The sequence below is a fragment of the Streptomyces sp. NPDC002574 genome (genome assembly GCF_042889545.1).
Classification (GTDB): domain Bacteria; phylum Actinomycetota; class Actinomycetes; order Streptomycetales; family Streptomycetaceae; genus Actinacidiphila.
On sequence record NZ_JBIARB010000002.1, the window covers coordinates 467,547 to 483,889 of the forward strand.

General features: G+C 69.6%; 13 protein-coding genes. 10 read left to right on the top strand and 3 right to left on the bottom strand.

What is annotated here, in order from left to right; translation table 11 throughout:
* Nucleotides 1-98: 98 nt before the first annotated feature.
* The 3 genes from ACFYXS_RS06020 to ACFYXS_RS06030 all read left to right on the top strand — a co-directional run bounded on the left by ACFYXS_RS06020 (nt 99) and on the right by ACFYXS_RS06030 (nt 3,031).
* On the top strand, nt 99-1,343 hold the full coding sequence (locus tag ACFYXS_RS06020) for a hypothetical protein (protein WP_389244350.1): 1,245 nt from the start codon (nt 99-101) through the stop codon (nt 1,341-1,343).
* A 396-nt stretch (nt 1,344-1,739) separates the two neighbouring features.
* The gene (locus ACFYXS_RS06025) at nt 1,740-2,279 is read left to right on the top strand and encodes a DUF3592 domain-containing protein (protein ID WP_389244352.1); all 540 of its coding nucleotides are present in this window, start codon (nt 1,740-1,742) and stop codon (nt 2,277-2,279) included.
* 527 nt (nt 2,280-2,806) lie between these two features.
* Nucleotides 2,807-3,031, top strand: a complete 225-nt coding sequence (locus ACFYXS_RS06030; RefSeq protein WP_389244354.1) for a hypothetical protein — start codon at nt 2,807-2,809, stop codon at nt 3,029-3,031.
* A 179-nt stretch (nt 3,032-3,210) separates the two neighbouring features.
* Here the strand turns inward: ACFYXS_RS06030 and ACFYXS_RS06035 are convergent, their stop codons facing one another.
* Both ACFYXS_RS06035 and ACFYXS_RS06040 read right to left on the bottom strand, forming a co-directional pair.
* Complete coding sequence (locus tag ACFYXS_RS06035) at nt 3,211-3,426, bottom strand: winged helix-turn-helix domain-containing protein (RefSeq protein ID WP_389244708.1); 216 nt, start codon at nt 3,424-3,426, stop codon at nt 3,211-3,213.
* Between the two features lie 284 nt (nt 3,427-3,710).
* Nucleotides 3,711-4,301, bottom strand: coding sequence for a TetR/AcrR family transcriptional regulator (locus ACFYXS_RS06040; RefSeq protein WP_389244356.1), 591 nt, complete (start codon nt 4,299-4,301; stop codon nt 3,711-3,713).
* A 678-nt stretch (nt 4,302-4,979) separates the two neighbouring features.
* Between ACFYXS_RS06040 and ACFYXS_RS06045 the strand changes: the two genes are divergently transcribed.
* Nucleotides 4,980-7,766, top strand: a complete 2,787-nt coding sequence (locus tag ACFYXS_RS06045; RefSeq protein ID WP_389244358.1) for an AAA family ATPase — start codon at nt 4,980-4,982, stop codon at nt 7,764-7,766.
* 65 nt (nt 7,767-7,831) lie between these two features.
* On the opposite strand, the gene ACFYXS_RS06050 is transcribed toward ACFYXS_RS06045, so the two are convergent.
* Nucleotides 7,832-8,626 (bottom strand): SDR family NAD(P)-dependent oxidoreductase, encoded by a 795-nt coding sequence (locus ACFYXS_RS06050; protein ID WP_389244360.1) that lies wholly within the window; start codon nt 8,624-8,626, stop codon nt 7,832-7,834.
* Nucleotides 8,627-9,134: 508 nt separating this feature from the next.
* Between ACFYXS_RS06050 and ACFYXS_RS06055 the strand changes: the two genes are divergently transcribed.
* The 6 genes from ACFYXS_RS06055 (at nt 9,135) to ACFYXS_RS06080 (ending at nt 16,213) form a co-directional block, all read left to right on the top strand.
* Nucleotides 9,135-9,956, top strand: a complete 822-nt coding sequence (locus tag ACFYXS_RS06055; protein WP_389244362.1) for an alpha/beta hydrolase — start codon at nt 9,135-9,137, stop codon at nt 9,954-9,956.
* Nucleotides 9,957-10,136: 180 nt separating this feature from the next.
* The gene (locus ACFYXS_RS06060) at nt 10,137-10,988 is read left to right on the top strand and encodes an alpha/beta fold hydrolase (protein ID WP_389244364.1); all 852 of its coding nucleotides are present in this window, start codon (nt 10,137-10,139) and stop codon (nt 10,986-10,988) included.
* Nucleotides 10,989-11,131: 143 nt separating this feature from the next.
* Complete coding sequence (locus tag ACFYXS_RS06065; RefSeq protein WP_389244366.1) at nt 11,132-11,881, top strand: IclR family transcriptional regulator; 750 nt, start codon at nt 11,132-11,134, stop codon at nt 11,879-11,881.
* Nucleotides 11,882-12,213: 332 nt separating this feature from the next.
* Entirely contained in the window at nt 12,214-13,287 is a 1,074-nt protein-coding gene (locus tag ACFYXS_RS06070; RefSeq protein ID WP_389244368.1) for a PP2C family protein-serine/threonine phosphatase, read from the top strand.
* 115 nt (nt 13,288-13,402) lie between these two features.
* Nucleotides 13,403-14,905: a SpoIIE family protein phosphatase gene (locus ACFYXS_RS06075; RefSeq protein WP_389244370.1), complete on the top strand. Its 1,503-nt coding sequence runs from the start codon at nt 13,403-13,405 to the stop codon at nt 14,903-14,905.
* 1,134 nt (nt 14,906-16,039) lie between these two features.
* Entirely contained in the window at nt 16,040-16,213 is a 174-nt protein-coding gene (locus ACFYXS_RS06080) for a CsbD family protein (protein WP_389244372.1), read from the top strand.
* Nucleotides 16,214-16,343 lie beyond the last annotated feature (130 nt).

Sequence of the window (16,343 nt, forward strand, 5' to 3'; positions counted from 1 at the left end):
ACTGCGCTTGTCTACACGGGTGTAGATGGTCTAGCGTTCCGCGGCGGACGGGAGTGACGCCCCCTCCGTTCCGCTACCCGTTGTACGTGAGGGGTTCCATGACGACCACGACGACGCCCGAGAATCCGACGGCCGCCCGGCAGCTGCTGAACAAAGTTCCCGAGGTCACCATCTGGTTCTGGGTGATCAAGATCCTGTGCACCACTGTCGGCGAGAGCTTCGCCGACTGGATCAACATGAACCTCGGTGTCGGACTGATCAACACCGCGTTGATCTTCACCGCCGTTCTGGCCGGCGTCCTGGGCTGGCAGCTCAGCACCAAACGCTATGTGCCGTTCGTGTACTGGCTCACCGTGGTGGTGGTGAGCGTGACCGGCACTCTCTACACCGACATCCTCACCGACAGCCAGGGCGTTCCCCTCGCACTGAGCAGCAGCGTGTTCGCCTGCCTCCTCGCTCTCGTCTTCGGGATCTGGTACGCCCGCGAGCGAACCCTGTCGGTCCACAGCATCACCACTCGTCCGCGTGAACTGTTCTACTGGCTCGCGGTCCTGGTCACCTTCGCCCTCGGCACCGCGACCGGCGACTGGACCCTGGAATTGACCGGCTGGACCCCGGACGTCTCCGTACTGCTCCCGCTCGGATTGATCGTCTCGATCGTCTTCGCCTGGCGCCTCGGCGCCAACGCGGTGCTCTCCTTCTGGCTGGCCTACATCCTCACCCGCCCGCTCGGCGCCAATCTCGGCGACTGGCTCGGATCGCCCAGCAGCGATGGCGGATTGGGCCTCGGCACCGCGGCGACCAGTGTGATCTTCCTTGCCGCGATCCTCGCCACGGTCCTGTATCTCACCTTCAGCCGCAGGGATGTCATCGAGACTTCCGCCCCGACCCCGCAGGCGCTGAACCCGGCGCGTGAGCGGATCATGCTCGGTTACTACGCCGTCGTAGCGGTCGCAGCTGCGGCACTTCTCGTCTGGGCTCACCAGCAGCCCCACGCGGCGGCGACCAGCGAGGAAGACGGTCCCGCGCCCACGACCGTCCATCTCACGCCGAAGCAGGCAACGTCGTCGTTCCCTCCGGCCGAGATCGCGAAGTTCCGCACGATCGCATCCGACACCCTGACGAAGCTCAACTCCGGCGACCAGGCGGCCGCGACCACCCGGGTGACCGACCTCGAGACCGCATGGGACGACGACCAGCCCACCCTCGAGCCCAAGAACGAGCAGGCCTGGAACTTCCTCGACGGCGAGATCGACCAGGTCCTGACCGCGCTACGTGCCCCGAACCCGGACAAGGCCACCGAAGTCAAGGCACTGGACACGCTCCTCTCCTCGCTCAACTGACCGCGCACGACCACCGACTGCCCCGAGGCCGGCACCTGGCCCCGGGGCAGTCCCCGTCAACACCGTCAACTCCGGTCGTACCGCAAACGGTGGGACGAGACCTTGTAGCGCCCCAGCACCGGACAGCACGTTCGACAACGTTCTGGCTCCGTCGAAGGGCGCGAAGCCTTGGCACACGATTACTCCCGCCGGCTGCCCTGGCCGTTCTCCTCACCTGTTCGCGTGACGCAGAGGGCCGGGACGGCATGGCGTCTTACCTGTGTTCACAGTTCGGCCACAACTGCTGCCCTTACCCCCAGTGACCTGCAATGATCTGCTCGATCGTTGCCACCACGACAGCACGGCATCCATGCCGCTCGTCGATGGCAGTCCCTGGGGAACAGAAGGTACGGCGGAATGGACGCAGGCGAATCGTTTCTCGTGGGTGGGCCAGCGCTCATCGCTGTGGGTGCACTCGTCGGCGCTGCATTTGTGGTGCGTTCTTGGCGCCGCACCCGAGTTGTCCTGCGGGACGGAGAGCGCGTCCCCGGCCAGTGTGTCCGGATCTACACGAAGGTGAGCGGCCACGGCGAGGACGAAACCTCCTCTCGTCAGCATGTTGTCGTCGAGTACACCATCGTCGGGAGCGGCACCCACCGCGTCGATGACGCGACGCTGCCGTCCACGACCTGCGTGGGTGACCAATTCACTGTGGCCTACGACGCTCAGCGGCCTGACAAGGGCGTCGTCGTACCACCCCATGGCGGGACGGGAGGCGTGGGCGCGACGATCATCGTCCTGATCCTCCTCGTCGTCGCTGCCGGCGCAGCAGTCGGGGCCTGCAGCGCGGCCGCCAGTCTCAGAAGCGACGCGCAAACCGTGATTGGTGCCTGGGGGTCGGACGTGCGTTCGTCCTTGGTTCCCGGTTCGGGTGATCCCGCCTTGGCTACGGCCTGAAGACAGGGCCCCTGCGCAGCTTGGAGGTTGTCGAGACCCGAAAGTCGCATGGAGGACCTTTTGCCGCATTTGTACGCCGTCGCCGGGGTCGAGGGCAACCGGGTTCCACGGGAGTGTGACTGCCTGGCGCATCGGATCGACAACGTGGACGAGGCGGCGGGCGATGCTGCCGGCTCGACTCCGCGCTCAAGGGGTCCAGCCCCGGGGGCCCACGACGAGTCACCTGCACCAATTCCCGCCACCCGGCGAGATGGAAGCCATCGAGCCGCTCTACCTTCAAAAGCTCACGGCTTGGGTGATGTCGGGGCTTCTCCGGCTCCCGCCGATGCCCATGACGGTGTGCACGGCTCTCCGATCAGGCGGCCGTCACCCGATCGGTGAAGCAGGACCCCTGTCAGGTTTCCGGCCGCGTTGCCGCCGGGGCGGCACGGCGACGCCGCCCATGATCCGCATACTTGACGTGTCCATTGTGATGGTGTGAGGATGCCGATGATCCAGTCGTGCAACGAGTGCTTCCTGGAGGGGACATGAACAAGCGCAGAGGCGCCTCGGTCGCCGTGGCCGTGGCCGCGACGCTCACCGGGATGCTGGCGCTCGCCGCCCCGGCGAACGCGAGTGTGCCGTACAAGGTGTATTCGACGAGCGAGGCCTGCAAGACGGCCGGCAAGAAGTTCGTCGATTCCGGCCAGGCCTACCAGTACACGTGCACGTGGGACAGCCCGGGTTTCCTCCTGACGCTCTGGCTCCCCTGACGCCGGCGGAACAGGCGGGCGGGCGGCGCCGGACAGGAGTCCTGTCCGGCGCCGCCGTCGTGCAGGGGGGACCCGGGCCACACCGACGACCGGCATTCTCAGGCCCCGCTCAGGGATGCCTTACGCCATGGCGATCAGTCCGGCCACGGACAGGCGTCCCGAGCGGCGCCCGCTGACGGTCACGACGGGGTGTGCCCGCGTCGGCCCCAGGTGCGTCCTCTGGGCGGTCGGCGGGGTGAAGCCTGCTTCGTCCTCGAAGCAGATGTAGCCCCCGCAGGCCGCCCGGACTGTTTTCCCTCCGCCCAGGTCGCCTCCTTCCGCACGGTGACGGCCTGCTCGTTCCGCTCGGCGACCCGCCGAGCGGGGACCTGCGGGCTGAAGCCGAGCCGGTGCATCAGCCTCGTCGCACCCGAGACGCGTGCGTAGGGCTTTGGGCTGGAGCTGACGTGGAACGTGCCGGAGGGATTGAAGGGTCCGCCCGTCTGATCGTCACGGCTGAGCAGGGCGGCATCGTCCACCTGCTCCCCGCCCCCGCGGGGAGGGCCCCGGACCGGCCCGAACGGTCGGCTGCTCTTGCGTCGCTCCCCGCGCCCCGCGAAGGACCCTCGCCGCGGTGGCCGTCACCTGGCACCGGCCGGGCTCGGAGGCCGGTGCCTCCTGACGTCGGCCCGCCCTTCCGTCAGCCCGACGCGACGACCAGGCCGACACCCTGGACCAGGGTGCGCGCCGCGGCCGTGGAGTCGCTGAGGTAGCCGGCGACCATCGCTCCGTCACGCAGGGCGACCACCATGTCGGCGGACTGCCGGGCGTTCGCGACGCCCATGGTCGCGAGGGTGTCCTCGAGCAACTGGTGGAACCACTCGCGGTGCCTCAGCACGGCTTGGTGGATCGGACACTTCCGATCCGGGTACTCCGCGGCCGCGTTGATGAAGGGGCAGCCCCGAAACCCGGGACCGCAGATCTCCTCGCCGATGCTGTGCGCGACGACATCGAGCAACGACGCACCTCCCCCCGTCTTCTCGGCCGCCACCGCCACCCGGGCCCGGATCTCGTGATCGGTGGCCTCCAGATAGCCGCGTACCAGGTCGTCCTTACCCTCGAAGTGCCGGTAGAAGGTGCCCCGCGCGATGCCGGCCTCCGCCATCACCCGGTCGACGCCGACAGCGCGAATCCCTTCGGTGTAGAAGAGCCTGCTCGCCGTGGTCAGCAGGCGCTCCCGCGCCGCCGACTTGCGGCCGGTCGTGGCAGGCCCGCTCTTCGTCTCGGTCATGGAGACATTATATAGAACGTTCCTTCCATAATCGGAGTGGGGCAACAGCGGGGCACCCAGGCCGCAACGCCGCTGGGACGGCGCCCCGCGCCCCGCCGAAGGACCGCTCGCATGCCCACGGGCGCCGTCCGATATTCCCGTCGGGGCGGTGCAGGCGTATGCGCGTATCGGCACACAAAGGGCGTCAGGCGAATGCACGGACCGGCGGTGCCGACTATTGTGCGACGGGAGGGCGGAAAATAACCCTGGGGAACGAATGGTCATGGGCCGCCGTATTGGACGCGCGATGTTCACGGGTCGACGGGGCGCCTTTTTCGCTCCCCGCATCGCGCGCGGTGCGGTATTCACGCTTTGTCGCCGCTGCCGACCGGACGGGCACCTGGCTGGTGCCCACCTGCACAGGGGCCTTGGCAGCGAGCGGGTCTTCCGTCGAAGGAAGCCGTGTCCGGACGACACACTACCCCCCCGTACACGCTCGCCGGGTTCCCGCTTTCACTCAGTGAAAAACGTTCTCCCTGGTTCTCCGGGCGTGCCGAAGAGTTTAGTGAGAAGACGGCTCGGAAAGGCGATACCGGCGGTTCGCGCGGTAGCATGAACACCCCCTTGTCGATGAATTCGAGGAATGTCCGCCCGAGTGGAATCCGGGCGGACGTGGACGGCTGACGGGAGCGTGGACGGGTGGGCTACGGCGACCCCTTTGATGACGGAGCCGGTGGCGCTCTGGTGGGGCGTGCCAAGGAACTGGATCGCATACGCGACTTCCTCGGCGCCACCGACCGGGGCGGGGCGCTCCTGCTGTCGGGACAGGCGGGGGTGGGCAAGACGGTTCTGCTCAATGCCGTGGCGGAGGCGGCGTCCGCGACCGGGACGCGGGTCCTGCGTGCGGCCGGCGTCGAGTTCGAGGCCGACGTGAGCTATTCCGGCCTGAACCAACTCCTCTTGCCCCTCTCCGAGACGTTCGGTGATCTGGACGGCATCCATCAGGAGGCCCTGCGTGTCGCGCTGGGCTTCGGCAGCGGAGCGTCGCCGAACCGACTCGTCGTGTCCAGCGCGACCCTCATGCTCCTTCGCCAGGTGGCCGCGCCCGACTCCCTGCTGCTCGTCATCGATGACCTGCAGTGGGTGGACCGCGCCAGCGCCGCCGTGCTCGGCTTCGTCGCCCGCAGGCTCGGGGGCAGCCGGGTCGGCTTCCTCGGCGCCGTGCGCCAAGGGAGTGAGACCTTCTTCAACCGCGGTGGACTACCCGAGTACGAGGTGCCGCCGCTGGACGAAGCGTCGTCGAGGGCCCTGCTCGACGCGCGGTTCCCGAACCTTGCCGAACGAGTGCGGCGTCGGCTGCTGTCCGCGGCCGAAGGGAACCCGTTGGCTCTGCTCGAATTGCCCACGGTGCTGAGCGGGCAGCAGCGCATGGCGCTGGAGAACCTTCCCGCGGTCCTGCCGCTGAGCCAGCGGCTCCAGGCGCTGTTCGTCTCCCGGGTCTCCGGCCTTCCGGATGCCGCCCGCCGTCTGTTGCTGCTCGCCACGATGGACGGGACCGGCGATCTCGGGGTCCTGCAGGCGGCGGCGCGGCACGCCGGCTGCGGCGCCGACCTCGAAGATCTCGCCCAGGCCGAGCACGACCAGTTGGTCACCGTCGACGAGGGCACCCGGCGGCTCGTGTTCCGCCACCCCCTGATCCGCTCGGCGGTCGTCGACGCCTGCTCCAGCGGCGAGCGCCGAGCGGCGCACCGGGCCCTGTCCGAGGCTCTGGCGCATCAGCCCGAGCGCCGGGCCTGGCATCTCGGAGAAGCGTCCGTCGAGCCGGACGAGCAGGTCGCCGTCCTGTTGGAGCAAGCCGCTCACCGCATCACGGCGCGCGGTGACGCCCTGGGCGCGGTTGCGGCACTGATACGGGCGGCGGACTTGAGTCCCCACGGGTCGGACCGGGCTCGCCGCCTGGCCGAGGCCGCCTACATTGGCGCCGACGCGACGGGGGAGCTGCGCGGCGTCTCGGAGCTGCTCGAAGACGCCCGACGCGCCGACCCCGACCTGGCCGGGTCCCTGCGCTCCGCGGCTGCCGCCGCCTATCTGGTCATCAACGGCGACGGCGACATCGACACGGCTCACCGCCTGCTGGTGGGCGCCATCGAGTCCGGCACCCACCAGTACGACGCCGAGGACAACGCCGTCGTCGACTCCGTGCACCTGCTGCTGCTCCTGTGCTTCTTCAGCGGCCGTGCGGAGTTGTGGGACCCCTTCTACGCCGCGCTCTCCCGGTTGCGCCCGGAACCGCCCGCACTGCTGTCCGCGGCCGGCAAGACCTTCTCCGACCCGGCGCGTTCCGGAGCGGCTGCGCTGGACCAGATGGAGGGCATCCTCGGCGGGCTTCCCGAGGAGACCGACCCCGGCCGCATCGTCAGGGTCGGCACCGCCGCGCTCTACCTCGACCGGTTGTCGGCCCTCCGTGAGCCCTCGTGGAAGGTCGTCCGCCAGGGACGGGACGGCGGCCCGGTGCGTCGGCACATCGGCGCCTTGATGCACCTGTGCCTGGACGACTACCTGACCGGCCGGTGGGACGAGTGCGTCGAACTGGCCGAGGAAGGAGTCCAGCTCTGCGAGGAGTCCGGCTACCGGTTCTTCACCTGGTACTTCTGGTACTGCCGGGCCGTCGTCGCCGCCCCCCGCGGGGAGGACGCGACGGTCGGCCTCCTCACCGGCCGCATCGCCCAATGGGCCGCACCGCGGGGCGTCGGGACGGCACTGCACTACGCCCGGCACATACGCACCGTGTCCGATCTCGGACGCGGTGACTTCACCAGCGCTTATCGGCACGCGACGGCGATCAGCCCCGCGGGCAGCTTCGCCTCCCACGTGCCGCACGCCCTGTGGGTGATGATGGATCTCGTCGAAGCCGCGGTCCGCACCGGCCGCCCGGCGGAAGCGGCCGCTCATGTGCGCGCCATCCGGGACAACGACATTGCCGCGCTCTCGACGCGGCTCGCGCTCCTCGCCGGCGCTTCGGCCGCTCTGTGCGCCACGGACGACGAGGAGTCGGTGCGTCTGTTCGGCGAGGCGTTGGCCCTGCCGGATGTCGAGCAATGGCCGTTCGATCTGGCCCGGGTGCGGCTGGCCCACGGCGAACGGCTCCGACGGGCCAGGGCGAACGCGGAGGCCAGAGGACAGTTGACGCTGGCCCGCGACGCCTTCGCCGAGCTTCGCGCCGGCCCCTGGACGGATCGTGCCGCCAAGCAGCTGCGGGCCGCCGGATGGGTCGCGCAGAGGACGGAAGCGGGCGGGAAGGTGCTCACGTCGCAGGAGCGGGAGATCGCGGACCTGGCGGCATCGGGGCTGAGCAACAAGCAGATCGCGGAACGGCTCTATCTCTCGCACCGGACAGTCGGAGCGCACCTCTACCAGATCTTTCCCAAGCTCGGCATCTCCTCCCGGGCAGCGCTCCGCGACGCGCTCGGGGCCTTGGGGGAGTGAGACCCGCGTCCACGCCTTGACCGCGCCCTTCAGCGTCCGATCAACCGCCGGTCCCGGGCAGCCGGTCACGGCGCACCGGCGGTGACCCGCGGCGGGCGAGTGCCCTTCGGGCTGTCCACGACGGCTGCGACGGCGTGCGCCGTGCGGGCGAGACGCGCCGCGGTGACGGCCTGATCGGCCAGGTGTGCGTCGACTCGATCGACCAGAGCGGGATACCGGTCCTCGTACGCCTGCGCGGTACCGAGGTCGTCCGGGCGGACCAGCTGCAGTCGCCGGCCGGTTTCTGGCACGGTCAGGCCGGCCACGACGACTGTGGCCTCCACCCCGAAGCCTGCCAGCTCTTTCGCGTAGCTTGCCGCGAGATGGTCGATCACCGTGACGCTTTCGGAGTGCAGGGCGAGATAGGGGGCCTCGTCCGCGGGGTCGCCGCGGGACACCACCCAGACCAGCAGGCCGTCCTGGCGCTCGCGCATCTGCGGCAGCACAGCACGGTTCACCCGCTGGGTGGACAGCACGTTCGCGTCGTAGATCTGTGCCAACTGGTAGGGGGTGAAGGACTCGACGGGGCCCCGGGGCACCGGTCCCATGGTGTGGACCACGCAGTCGATCCGCCCGGCTTCGGCCGTGATGCCGGTGACCGCGGCGCTGACCGAGCGCTGATCGGCGATGTCGAGGGCGATCGGACGCGGCTGAGCCCCCTGACGGCCCGCAGCCCGGTCCGGTTGGGCGGCGATCGGCCGACGGCCTGATGCCGCGCCCATACCGGCGTAGGCGACGTGACCGCCTTCGGCCAAGGCCTGGGCAGTCGCCGCCCCGAGGCCGCTGGACGCGTCGGTGACAAGGATGATCTTCGACATCATGCTCCTCGGCGCATGGTGGGAGCGGTGAGGCGGCCGTAGCCCTGGCCGACGACGGGCCACGACAGGCCCGGCACCAGCGCGTGACCGCATGGGCACCCGCTCAGTATCGGTATCGGTGGGGCCGGCCCGCATAAGTCATCCGACAGTGCCGACGACTGGAGTTCATGACGGTCCGGGGCCGAGCGGGGCGGAATCCGGTCGCCCTGGCTCCGGGACGCGACCCCTGGATCTTTCGCCTCGAGGAATCCGGGCCTTGCGCGGTCCTGGCGCCTTCGCTGCCGCCCGGAGACCGGGCGGACGCCTGGTGCGCTGTCGAAACGACTGCCCGGCCCGGCTCGGTGACCGGTTTTCCCGCAGGCGTTCGACGGATGTGGGTCCGGGGCCTTCGGCGACAGTCTGGGGGCGCTGCGGGAGGCCGGCGCACGCCGTGTTCACGGCTCCAGTTGCCCGTGGGTACCGGTTCGACTAGCTTAATGAACAGAACGTTCTATCCATTTCGGAGGTCCGTATGAGTGAGCCCTACGCCAATGAGGCCGGCACGATCGTGCTCATCCACGGCCTGTGGGTGAACCCGCTTAGCTGGGAGGGGTGGAAGCACTACTACGAGGCGCGGGGGTACAGAGTCATAGCTCCCGCCTGGCCGGGTCTCGACCGCGAGGTGGAGGAGCTGCGGCGTGACCCCTCGGGCATCGCGGGGGTCGGCCTGCGCGAGGTGGTCGACCACTACGAGCGGATCATCCGTGCCCTGCCCCATCCGCCCATCCTCATGGGCCACTCGTTCGGCGGCACCGTCGTGCAGCTCCTGCTCGATCGGGGCTTGGGCAGTGCCGGGGTCGCGATCGACTCCGCAGCCGTCAAGGGCGTGCTGCCCCTTCCCCTGTCCACCCTCAAATCGGCCTGGCCGGTCCTGAAGAACCCTGCCAACAAGAACAAGGCGGTCCCGCTGACGGCGCGGCAGTTCCACTACGCCATCACCAACACGCTCAGTGAGAGCCAGTCCGACGCCCATTACGAGCGCTATGCCGTCCCGGGCTCGGCCCGGGTCCTCTTCCAGGGGGCGTTCGCCAACTTCAATCCCCGGGCCGCCACCCGGGTCGACTTCCGCAACGGCCGCAGGGCCCCGCTGCTGTTCATCGCGGGAGAGGCCGACCACATCGTCCCGCCCAAGGTCAACAAGGCCAACTGGCGCCTCTACCGCAAGTCGCCCGCCGTCACCGAGTACCAGGAGTTCCCCGGGCGCTCGCACTTCATCATCGGCCAGGACGGCTGGCGGGAAGTCGCGGACTACGCACTGAACTGGGCCGAGGAACACCTCCCCGCCCGCGTGTGACCCCGGACCGCCGGCCCCGACCTGCCGGCCTTTGACCTCATGAACGCGCCGCCGGCACGGACGGTCCGGCGCGACACCCCCGCCACTCGGGGGGCCGTCGAGGGGGCGCGATCGTCGCGTGCCCCAGCCGCGCGGGCCTGTGTGCCCGCCGGAACAACCCCATCCCATCAGGAGAAGACCATGCTTCGCCGTCGTACGTTCCGTATAGCCGTCCTCGGTGCGACCGGTGTCGCCCTGGCCGCCGGCGTGACCGCGTTCGCGTCGGCCGCGCCCGCCCACCACTCCCCGGCCGCCCCCAAGCCGACCGTCGTCCTGGCCAACGGCGCCTGGTCCGACGCCGCCAGCTGGAAGGGCGTCATCGACCGCCTGCAGAACGACGGCTACCCGGTCGTCGCGCCGCCCACCGGTCTGCGCGGCGTGAGCGCCGACTCCTCCTACCTGGCCTCGTACCTCAAGACCATCCAGGGCCCCGTCGTCCTGGTCGGCCAGTCCTACGGCGGCATGGTCATCACCAACGCCGCCACCGGGAACAAGAACGTCAAGGCGCTCGTCTACATCTCCGCCTTCGCGCCGGACAAGGACGAGACCGTCCAGGACCTGACCAAGAAGTTCCCCGGCTCCCAGATCACCAACGACCCCGACGCCCAGGTCCCCACTGCCCTCTTCCCCGTCCCCTTCCCCAAGACCGACGGCAGCATCGGGGTCGACCTCTACGCCAAGGCCGACCAGTACCGCAACCTCTTCTTCAGCAACCGCGTCAGCAGCAAGACCGTCGCCGAACTCGCCGCCACCCAGAGCCCCGCCGCCCCCGAGGCACTCGGCGAAGGCTCCGGCGACCCCGCCTGGAAGACCATCCAGCCCTGGTACCTCGTCTCCAAGGACGACCACGTGATCCCGCCCGCCACCGAGCGCTTCATGGCCAACCGCGCCCACGCCCACACCGTCGAGGCCGACACCCCGCACGCCGCACAGGTCACCAACCCCGGCATCGTCACCGACCTCATCGAAAAGGCCGCCGAGACCACCCGCTGACAGCAAGCGGGCCGCGGCATCGCCCGGCGGCCCGACAGGGCCCCGCACGACGGCCCAGGCCGTCGTGCGGGGAGGGGCCGTGACCGGCGCGCCCGGCGAACGGCGCGCAGTCCGTCCCGCACACGAAGGAAGGGAGCATGGACATGTCCGACGAGCACGGCATGTCGGTGACCGACAAGGTCCTTGCGTTGCTCGGGGCCTTCTCCCACGAGAACCCCGCGCTCACCCTCACCGAGTTGTCCAGGCGAACGGGCCTTTCGGTGCCGACGGTTCATCGTCGTGCTGCCGAACTCGTCGCCTGGGGAGCCCTGGAGCGTGGACCCGACCGGCGCTACCGGGTGGGCCTGCGGCTGTGGGAGGTGGCCACCCTCGCGCCTCGCGGCTTCCCGCTGCGCGATGCGGCCCTGCCGATCCTGCAGGACCTGTACGACGTCACGAAGGAGCAGCACATCCATCTCTCCGTGCGGGACCACCTGGACGTCGTCTTCCTGGAGCGTCTCAGCGCGCCGGGCGCCCCGCAGGCCGACAGCCGGGTGGGAGGCCGCTTCGGCGCATTCGCCACGGGAGCGGGACTCGTGTTGCTCGCCCACGCGCCTGCCGACGTCCAAGAGGAATATCTGAGCACCCCACCGCGTCGCTACACCAGTAACACGGTCACCTCTCCCGCCCGGCTCCGCTCCCTGCTGGCCGACGTCCGCAGGGAGGGGTACGCCAGCAGCGACAGAATGGTGGGGCCGGACGTCCACTGCGTCGGAGCGCCGATCCACGGTGCGGACGGCTCGGTCGTGGCGGCCGTTTCGATCGCCTTCAGGGCAGGCAGTCAATCCCCCCAGACGCTCGCTCCCGCCGTTCGCGCGGCGGCCCGAAGGGTTTCCCGCGCGTTGCGCGAGTGAACACGTCTCGGTCCGGTCGACGGCCGCTGCAAAGTAGTCGTGCCCAACGGGTACGGCTCCACGTCGCGGAGCTCGCCTCGGCTCTTGGGGCCTCAACTCACCCTTCCCAACCGCGATGGCATGAAAGCCGCGCCATGTTGATACGACACCTTCCTTCCAGGAAAATCCGGCCGCTCCCCAGACTCGTGATGCCGCACTTCCCGCGCACTCCCGCTTTCGCGCCTGGGACCGATGACGGGGCCCCATTGCTCCCAGCATCGGGCGCCGAAGTCACCAAGCGGCCGAAGGCTCATGGTCGCGGCACCGGACCCGTGGGCATGGGTGGCCAGGCTGTGCCTCCGCTCCTGCTGATCGTGGCCATCACCATGGGTGCGTCGTTCGCCCCCCTGGCGGTTCACCTGTCCGCACTGCTGGTGGCGGCCCCCACGTACACGGGAGCATTCGCTCGGACACGCTTCACGGCCGTCATCGCGGTCCTGGCAGCCGCGGCAGTGTTTGTCGTGGACCGCCACGACGGCCTGCTGAACTCACCGCTGCTGCCCATTCACATCGGAGCGGTGCTCTTGGTCTCCGCGTTCGTCATCGCCTCCCGGGCGCTCCATGACCGCGACTTGCGGGAGTTGGACCAGGTACGGGCTGTCTCCGAAGCAGCCCAACGAGTACTGCTGCGGCCGATCCCGGTGGAGCTCGGCCCCTTCCGGATCGCCTCGATGTACCGCGCCGCGGCGGCACACGCACTGGTGGGCGGTGACCTGTACGCAGCCGCCCGCACCGGCCGGGCCACACGCCTCCTCATCGGTGACGTCCGCGGAAAGGGTCTTCCGGCCATCGATGACGCCTCCGCTGTCCTGGGCGCCTTCCGTGAGGCAGCCCAGCAGTGCCGCACACTCCCGGAACTCGCGGCCTCCCTGGAACGCAGCGTTCGCAGGCACCTGAGCGAGCTGACCCCCATCGCGCCCGAGAGCGGCGAAAGGTTCATCACCACCCTGCTGATCGAACTCCCCGACGACGAGGAGGTCGTGAGGGTGGTCAGCTGCGGGCACCCGCCACCTCTGCTGCGCCAGGGCAACCAGGTCACCCTGCTGCCGGTCACCCGGCCCGCCCCGCCGCTGGGGCTTGCGGCGGATACTCCCAGTGCCTTTCGCCTTGACACTGTCGCCTTCGGCCCTGGAGACACGCTGCTCCTCTACACCGACGGCCTGGCCGAGGCGCGCGACTCCGCCGGCGACTTCTTCCCTCTCCTCGACCGTGCCGATACGTGGACCTGGGACTGCCCCCGCCGCCTCGTACAGCACGTCAGCCTCGATGTGGACCGGCATGTGGGCAAGAACCTCCAGGACGACCTTGCCCTTGTCGCAGTCCGTCAACTTCCGGACCCCGTCCGCGCCGGACAGGTGCCGCCGTGAACATCCGCAGTCCGATGACCCGCACACCCGCGTACTGCCCCCTCACCCATGCGCCACCCACTGTGCGCATCGACCGCAGGCGCTGCGCACCACACCAGAAAGGACGGTGAGGAGAATGGCCACGCCCAGTCTCCTCCTGCTCCGGCACCCGAGTGCACTGCTCGCCGTCTATCTCGCGGCGACGTGCGCACTGCAACTGAACGCCTCCGCAGGGGGCTTGGTCCGCTGGTCGGACTACTCGGTCCTGGCACCCGTGATGGCGGCAGCCCTGCTGCCCCTTCGACACACCCTGATCGTCGGAGCCGCCACCCTGGCGACCAGCGTGGTCATCTACGGGTTCGCGATCCCGGGCGTGTCGGAGGGCGGCCGCACGGTGGTCATCGCCGCAGCCTTCCTGTCTTTGGGCATGAGCCTGGTCATCTGCCGAATCCGGGTCCGCCGCATAGCGCGGTGCGCCTTCGCCGTACCTGCCCCGAGCGGTGAGCGGACGGGCCACATGGCCTCTGCACCACGTCAGGCACCCCGCGACCTGTGCGCATCCCTGCTGGCCGGAGGACCGCCGGCCGGGCGCCTGCCGCAACCGGCGGCCGTGGAACTCGCCTACGGCCGGGCCGAAAACGGAACGCCACAGGCCCATTGGCTGGACGCCATCCCACTCCCCGGAGCCCGGGTGGCGCTGGTCGCCGGCAGCGTGACCGAGGACGGAGAACCGGCCCCCACCCTTGTGCCCGAACTCCGTGCCGCGATACGAACGCTGGCGGACATCGACATGCAACCGGACGAAACGCTCTCCCACCTCCAGGACGTCCTCCACCGGCTGCAACCGGACGATGCCGCCCACGACGTCACGGCACGCTGCCTGTACGCCGTCTACGACCCCGTCACGGCGGACTGCACCCTCGCCTGCGCCGGCCACCCCGCCCCCATCGTCATCAACCCCGAAGGTGTGACCATCGCCGTCGACCTTCCCGCCGGCACACCGCTCGGACGCACACGACCACATGTGGCCACCGCGGAGATCCGGCTCAGTAAAGGCAGTGTGCTCCTGCTGCACGCACACTCCGCGAAACCAACGGCTTCCGAGACCGCGACCTTTGGATCCACCGCGCCCGCACGACGTATCGAGCCGCAGTCCTCACTGGCAGCCACCTGCCGTACCGCCCTGCAGGCCCTCGCGACAGAGGGCGGCCCGCGTCAACTGCGCGTGCTCGCCGCACGAACCCGCACACTCGACACCACCACCGTGGCCACCTGGGACCTCACCGCCGATCCAGCGGCCGTCTCCGCCGCGCGCAAACATGTCACCGCCCAGCTCACGGCATGGGACCTGGCCGAGGCCGCACCCACCACCATCCTGATCGTCAGCGAACTGGTCACCAACGCCATCCGCCACGCCCAGCCACCGCTGCATCTCCGCCTCATCCGCTGCGACACCAGTCTCACCTGCGAGGTCACCGACGGCAGCACCACCACCCCCCACCTGCGCCGCGCCCGCACACTCGACGAAGGCGGCCGGGGGCTGTTCATCGTCGCCCAACTCACCTGCCGCTGGGGCACCCGCCACCACCCACAGGGCAAAACCATCTGGGCCGAACACACCCCGCAACACGAAGCGTAGAAAGAGACACACCGTGCGTCGCCCCGGAGGAGGCGGCACTCGTCCGGGGCGACGCCTTCGCGTTGGAAGTGGGTGTGCCAGACGGCACAGGTCTGGAATGCCAGCAAGTAGCAGCGCAGGGTGGAGGGGCTGCCGGGGCGGCCGCCGCGGTGGATCATGCCGCGCTTGGCGCAGTAATGCGGATAGTGCTTGGCCGCTGGGTTCGGCGATCAGCCCGTTGGGCGTCCTCCTGGCTGCTGGTCACCACCACCGGTCACGACTGCCTGGCCATCTCCTCGCGGATCAGGAGGGCTCCGTGCGAGACCACCTGGACGTCGTCCTCGATTGGCTTCAGGGCGGGCAGTCAGTCCCCCCAGACGCTCGCTCCCGCCGTTCGCGCGGCGGCCCGAAGGGTTTCCCGCGCGTTGCGCGAGTGCACAGGTCCTGGCGGGCGTCGAGGTTCGGTGGGCCTATGAGCCTGGTTGGAACAAGCTCTTCACGGGTGGGATGCAAACCCCTGATCAGGGCATTTCGTCGGTAACCCAAGGTGGCCGGCCGCTCGGCCGCTGTGGAACGCCCTCCGCCGCAGGCGTGCCGCGTCGTACGGGTCGAGGCCTGCGACCGTGGGCATTCCGTGCGATCGATCGGGCGGTGAGCGCGGCCCGTCGACACGCAGACGGCGGACGCCAGTGCCCAACGGGGGAGGGGCACGAACAGGCGGCACTCCCAGACTCCCGAATACGCGCGGCTTGCTCAGGGGCCGGCCGGGACCTCGCTCGCAGACCCCTGCCCGCGCGGCGGGGCCGCTCACCCCATCGGCGGCCCAGAACTCGCGATCCTTAACCGTGCTCCCCAGGCTGGTGGTTGTTGCCGAGGCATAGCCCACCCCCCAGGTGGAGCGCTTGCCGATGAGTCGGCCCCGCCACAATGGTGTGGGGAGGCCCGAACGTGCGTCTTGAGGACATGGCCCGTCAAGTTCGCCGCAATGGACAAAGGACATCTGCGTGCCCCCGGGTGCCCACTTTCCTTCACGCCATGCGGCTCAGCAACGAGGCGGGCCGGAAGAGCGGTGGTTCTTCCGACCGTGTTTACGGCACCGTTTCATGGTCAGACGAACCTGCAGCACACGACGTCAGAGCCAGGGATGTGAGCAATATGTCCAAGAACGAGAAGGCCAAGGCGAAGAAGGAGCAGGCCGTCGGCAAGGTCAAGAAGACCGCCGGCGAGGCCGTGGGGAATGAGCGGCTGACTGCTGAGGGCCGCGCCGAGGAGGCCATCGGCGACGCCCGTCAGGCCAAGGAGAAGATCAAGGACATCGGTCGGCACTGATCGCCGGCACACGCGTTCCTTGTGGTGGGGCGGCCCCCCGGGGGGGGGCCGCCCCCCGGTGGTGGAGGCGGCCGCGGCCGGCCGAGCAACCCCACAGCGCGGCCCAGCCGAGACGTTGTTGCGGGCCCGG

Coding starts and splice junctions, on each gene's coding strand:
- ACFYXS_RS06080 (WP_389244372.1), top strand. CDS start 16,040: ATGTCCAAGAACGAGAAGGCCAAGGCGAAGAAGGAGCAGGCCGTCGGC.
- ACFYXS_RS06075 (WP_389244370.1), top strand. CDS start 13,403: ATGGCCACGCCCAGTCTCCTCCTGCTCCGGCACCCGAGTGCACTGCTC.
- ACFYXS_RS06035 (WP_389244708.1), bottom strand. CDS start 3,426: ATGCACCGGCTCGGCTTCAGCCCGCAGGTCCCCGCTCGGCGGGTCGCC.
- ACFYXS_RS06050 (WP_389244360.1), bottom strand. CDS start 8,626: ATGATGTCGAAGATCATCCTTGTCACCGACGCGTCCAGCGGCCTCGGG.
- ACFYXS_RS06040 (WP_389244356.1), bottom strand. CDS start 4,301: ATGACCGAGACGAAGAGCGGGCCTGCCACGACCGGCCGCAAGTCGGCG.
- ACFYXS_RS06020 (WP_389244350.1), top strand. CDS start 99: ATGACGACCACGACGACGCCCGAGAATCCGACGGCCGCCCGGCAGCTG.
- ACFYXS_RS06030 (WP_389244354.1), top strand. CDS start 2,807: ATGAACAAGCGCAGAGGCGCCTCGGTCGCCGTGGCCGTGGCCGCGACG.
- ACFYXS_RS06055 (WP_389244362.1), top strand. CDS start 9,135: ATGAGTGAGCCCTACGCCAATGAGGCCGGCACGATCGTGCTCATCCAC.
- ACFYXS_RS06065 (WP_389244366.1), top strand. CDS start 11,132: ATGTCCGACGAGCACGGCATGTCGGTGACCGACAAGGTCCTTGCGTTG.
- ACFYXS_RS06025 (WP_389244352.1), top strand. CDS start 1,740: ATGGACGCAGGCGAATCGTTTCTCGTGGGTGGGCCAGCGCTCATCGCT.
- ACFYXS_RS06060 (WP_389244364.1), top strand. CDS start 10,137: ATGCTTCGCCGTCGTACGTTCCGTATAGCCGTCCTCGGTGCGACCGGT.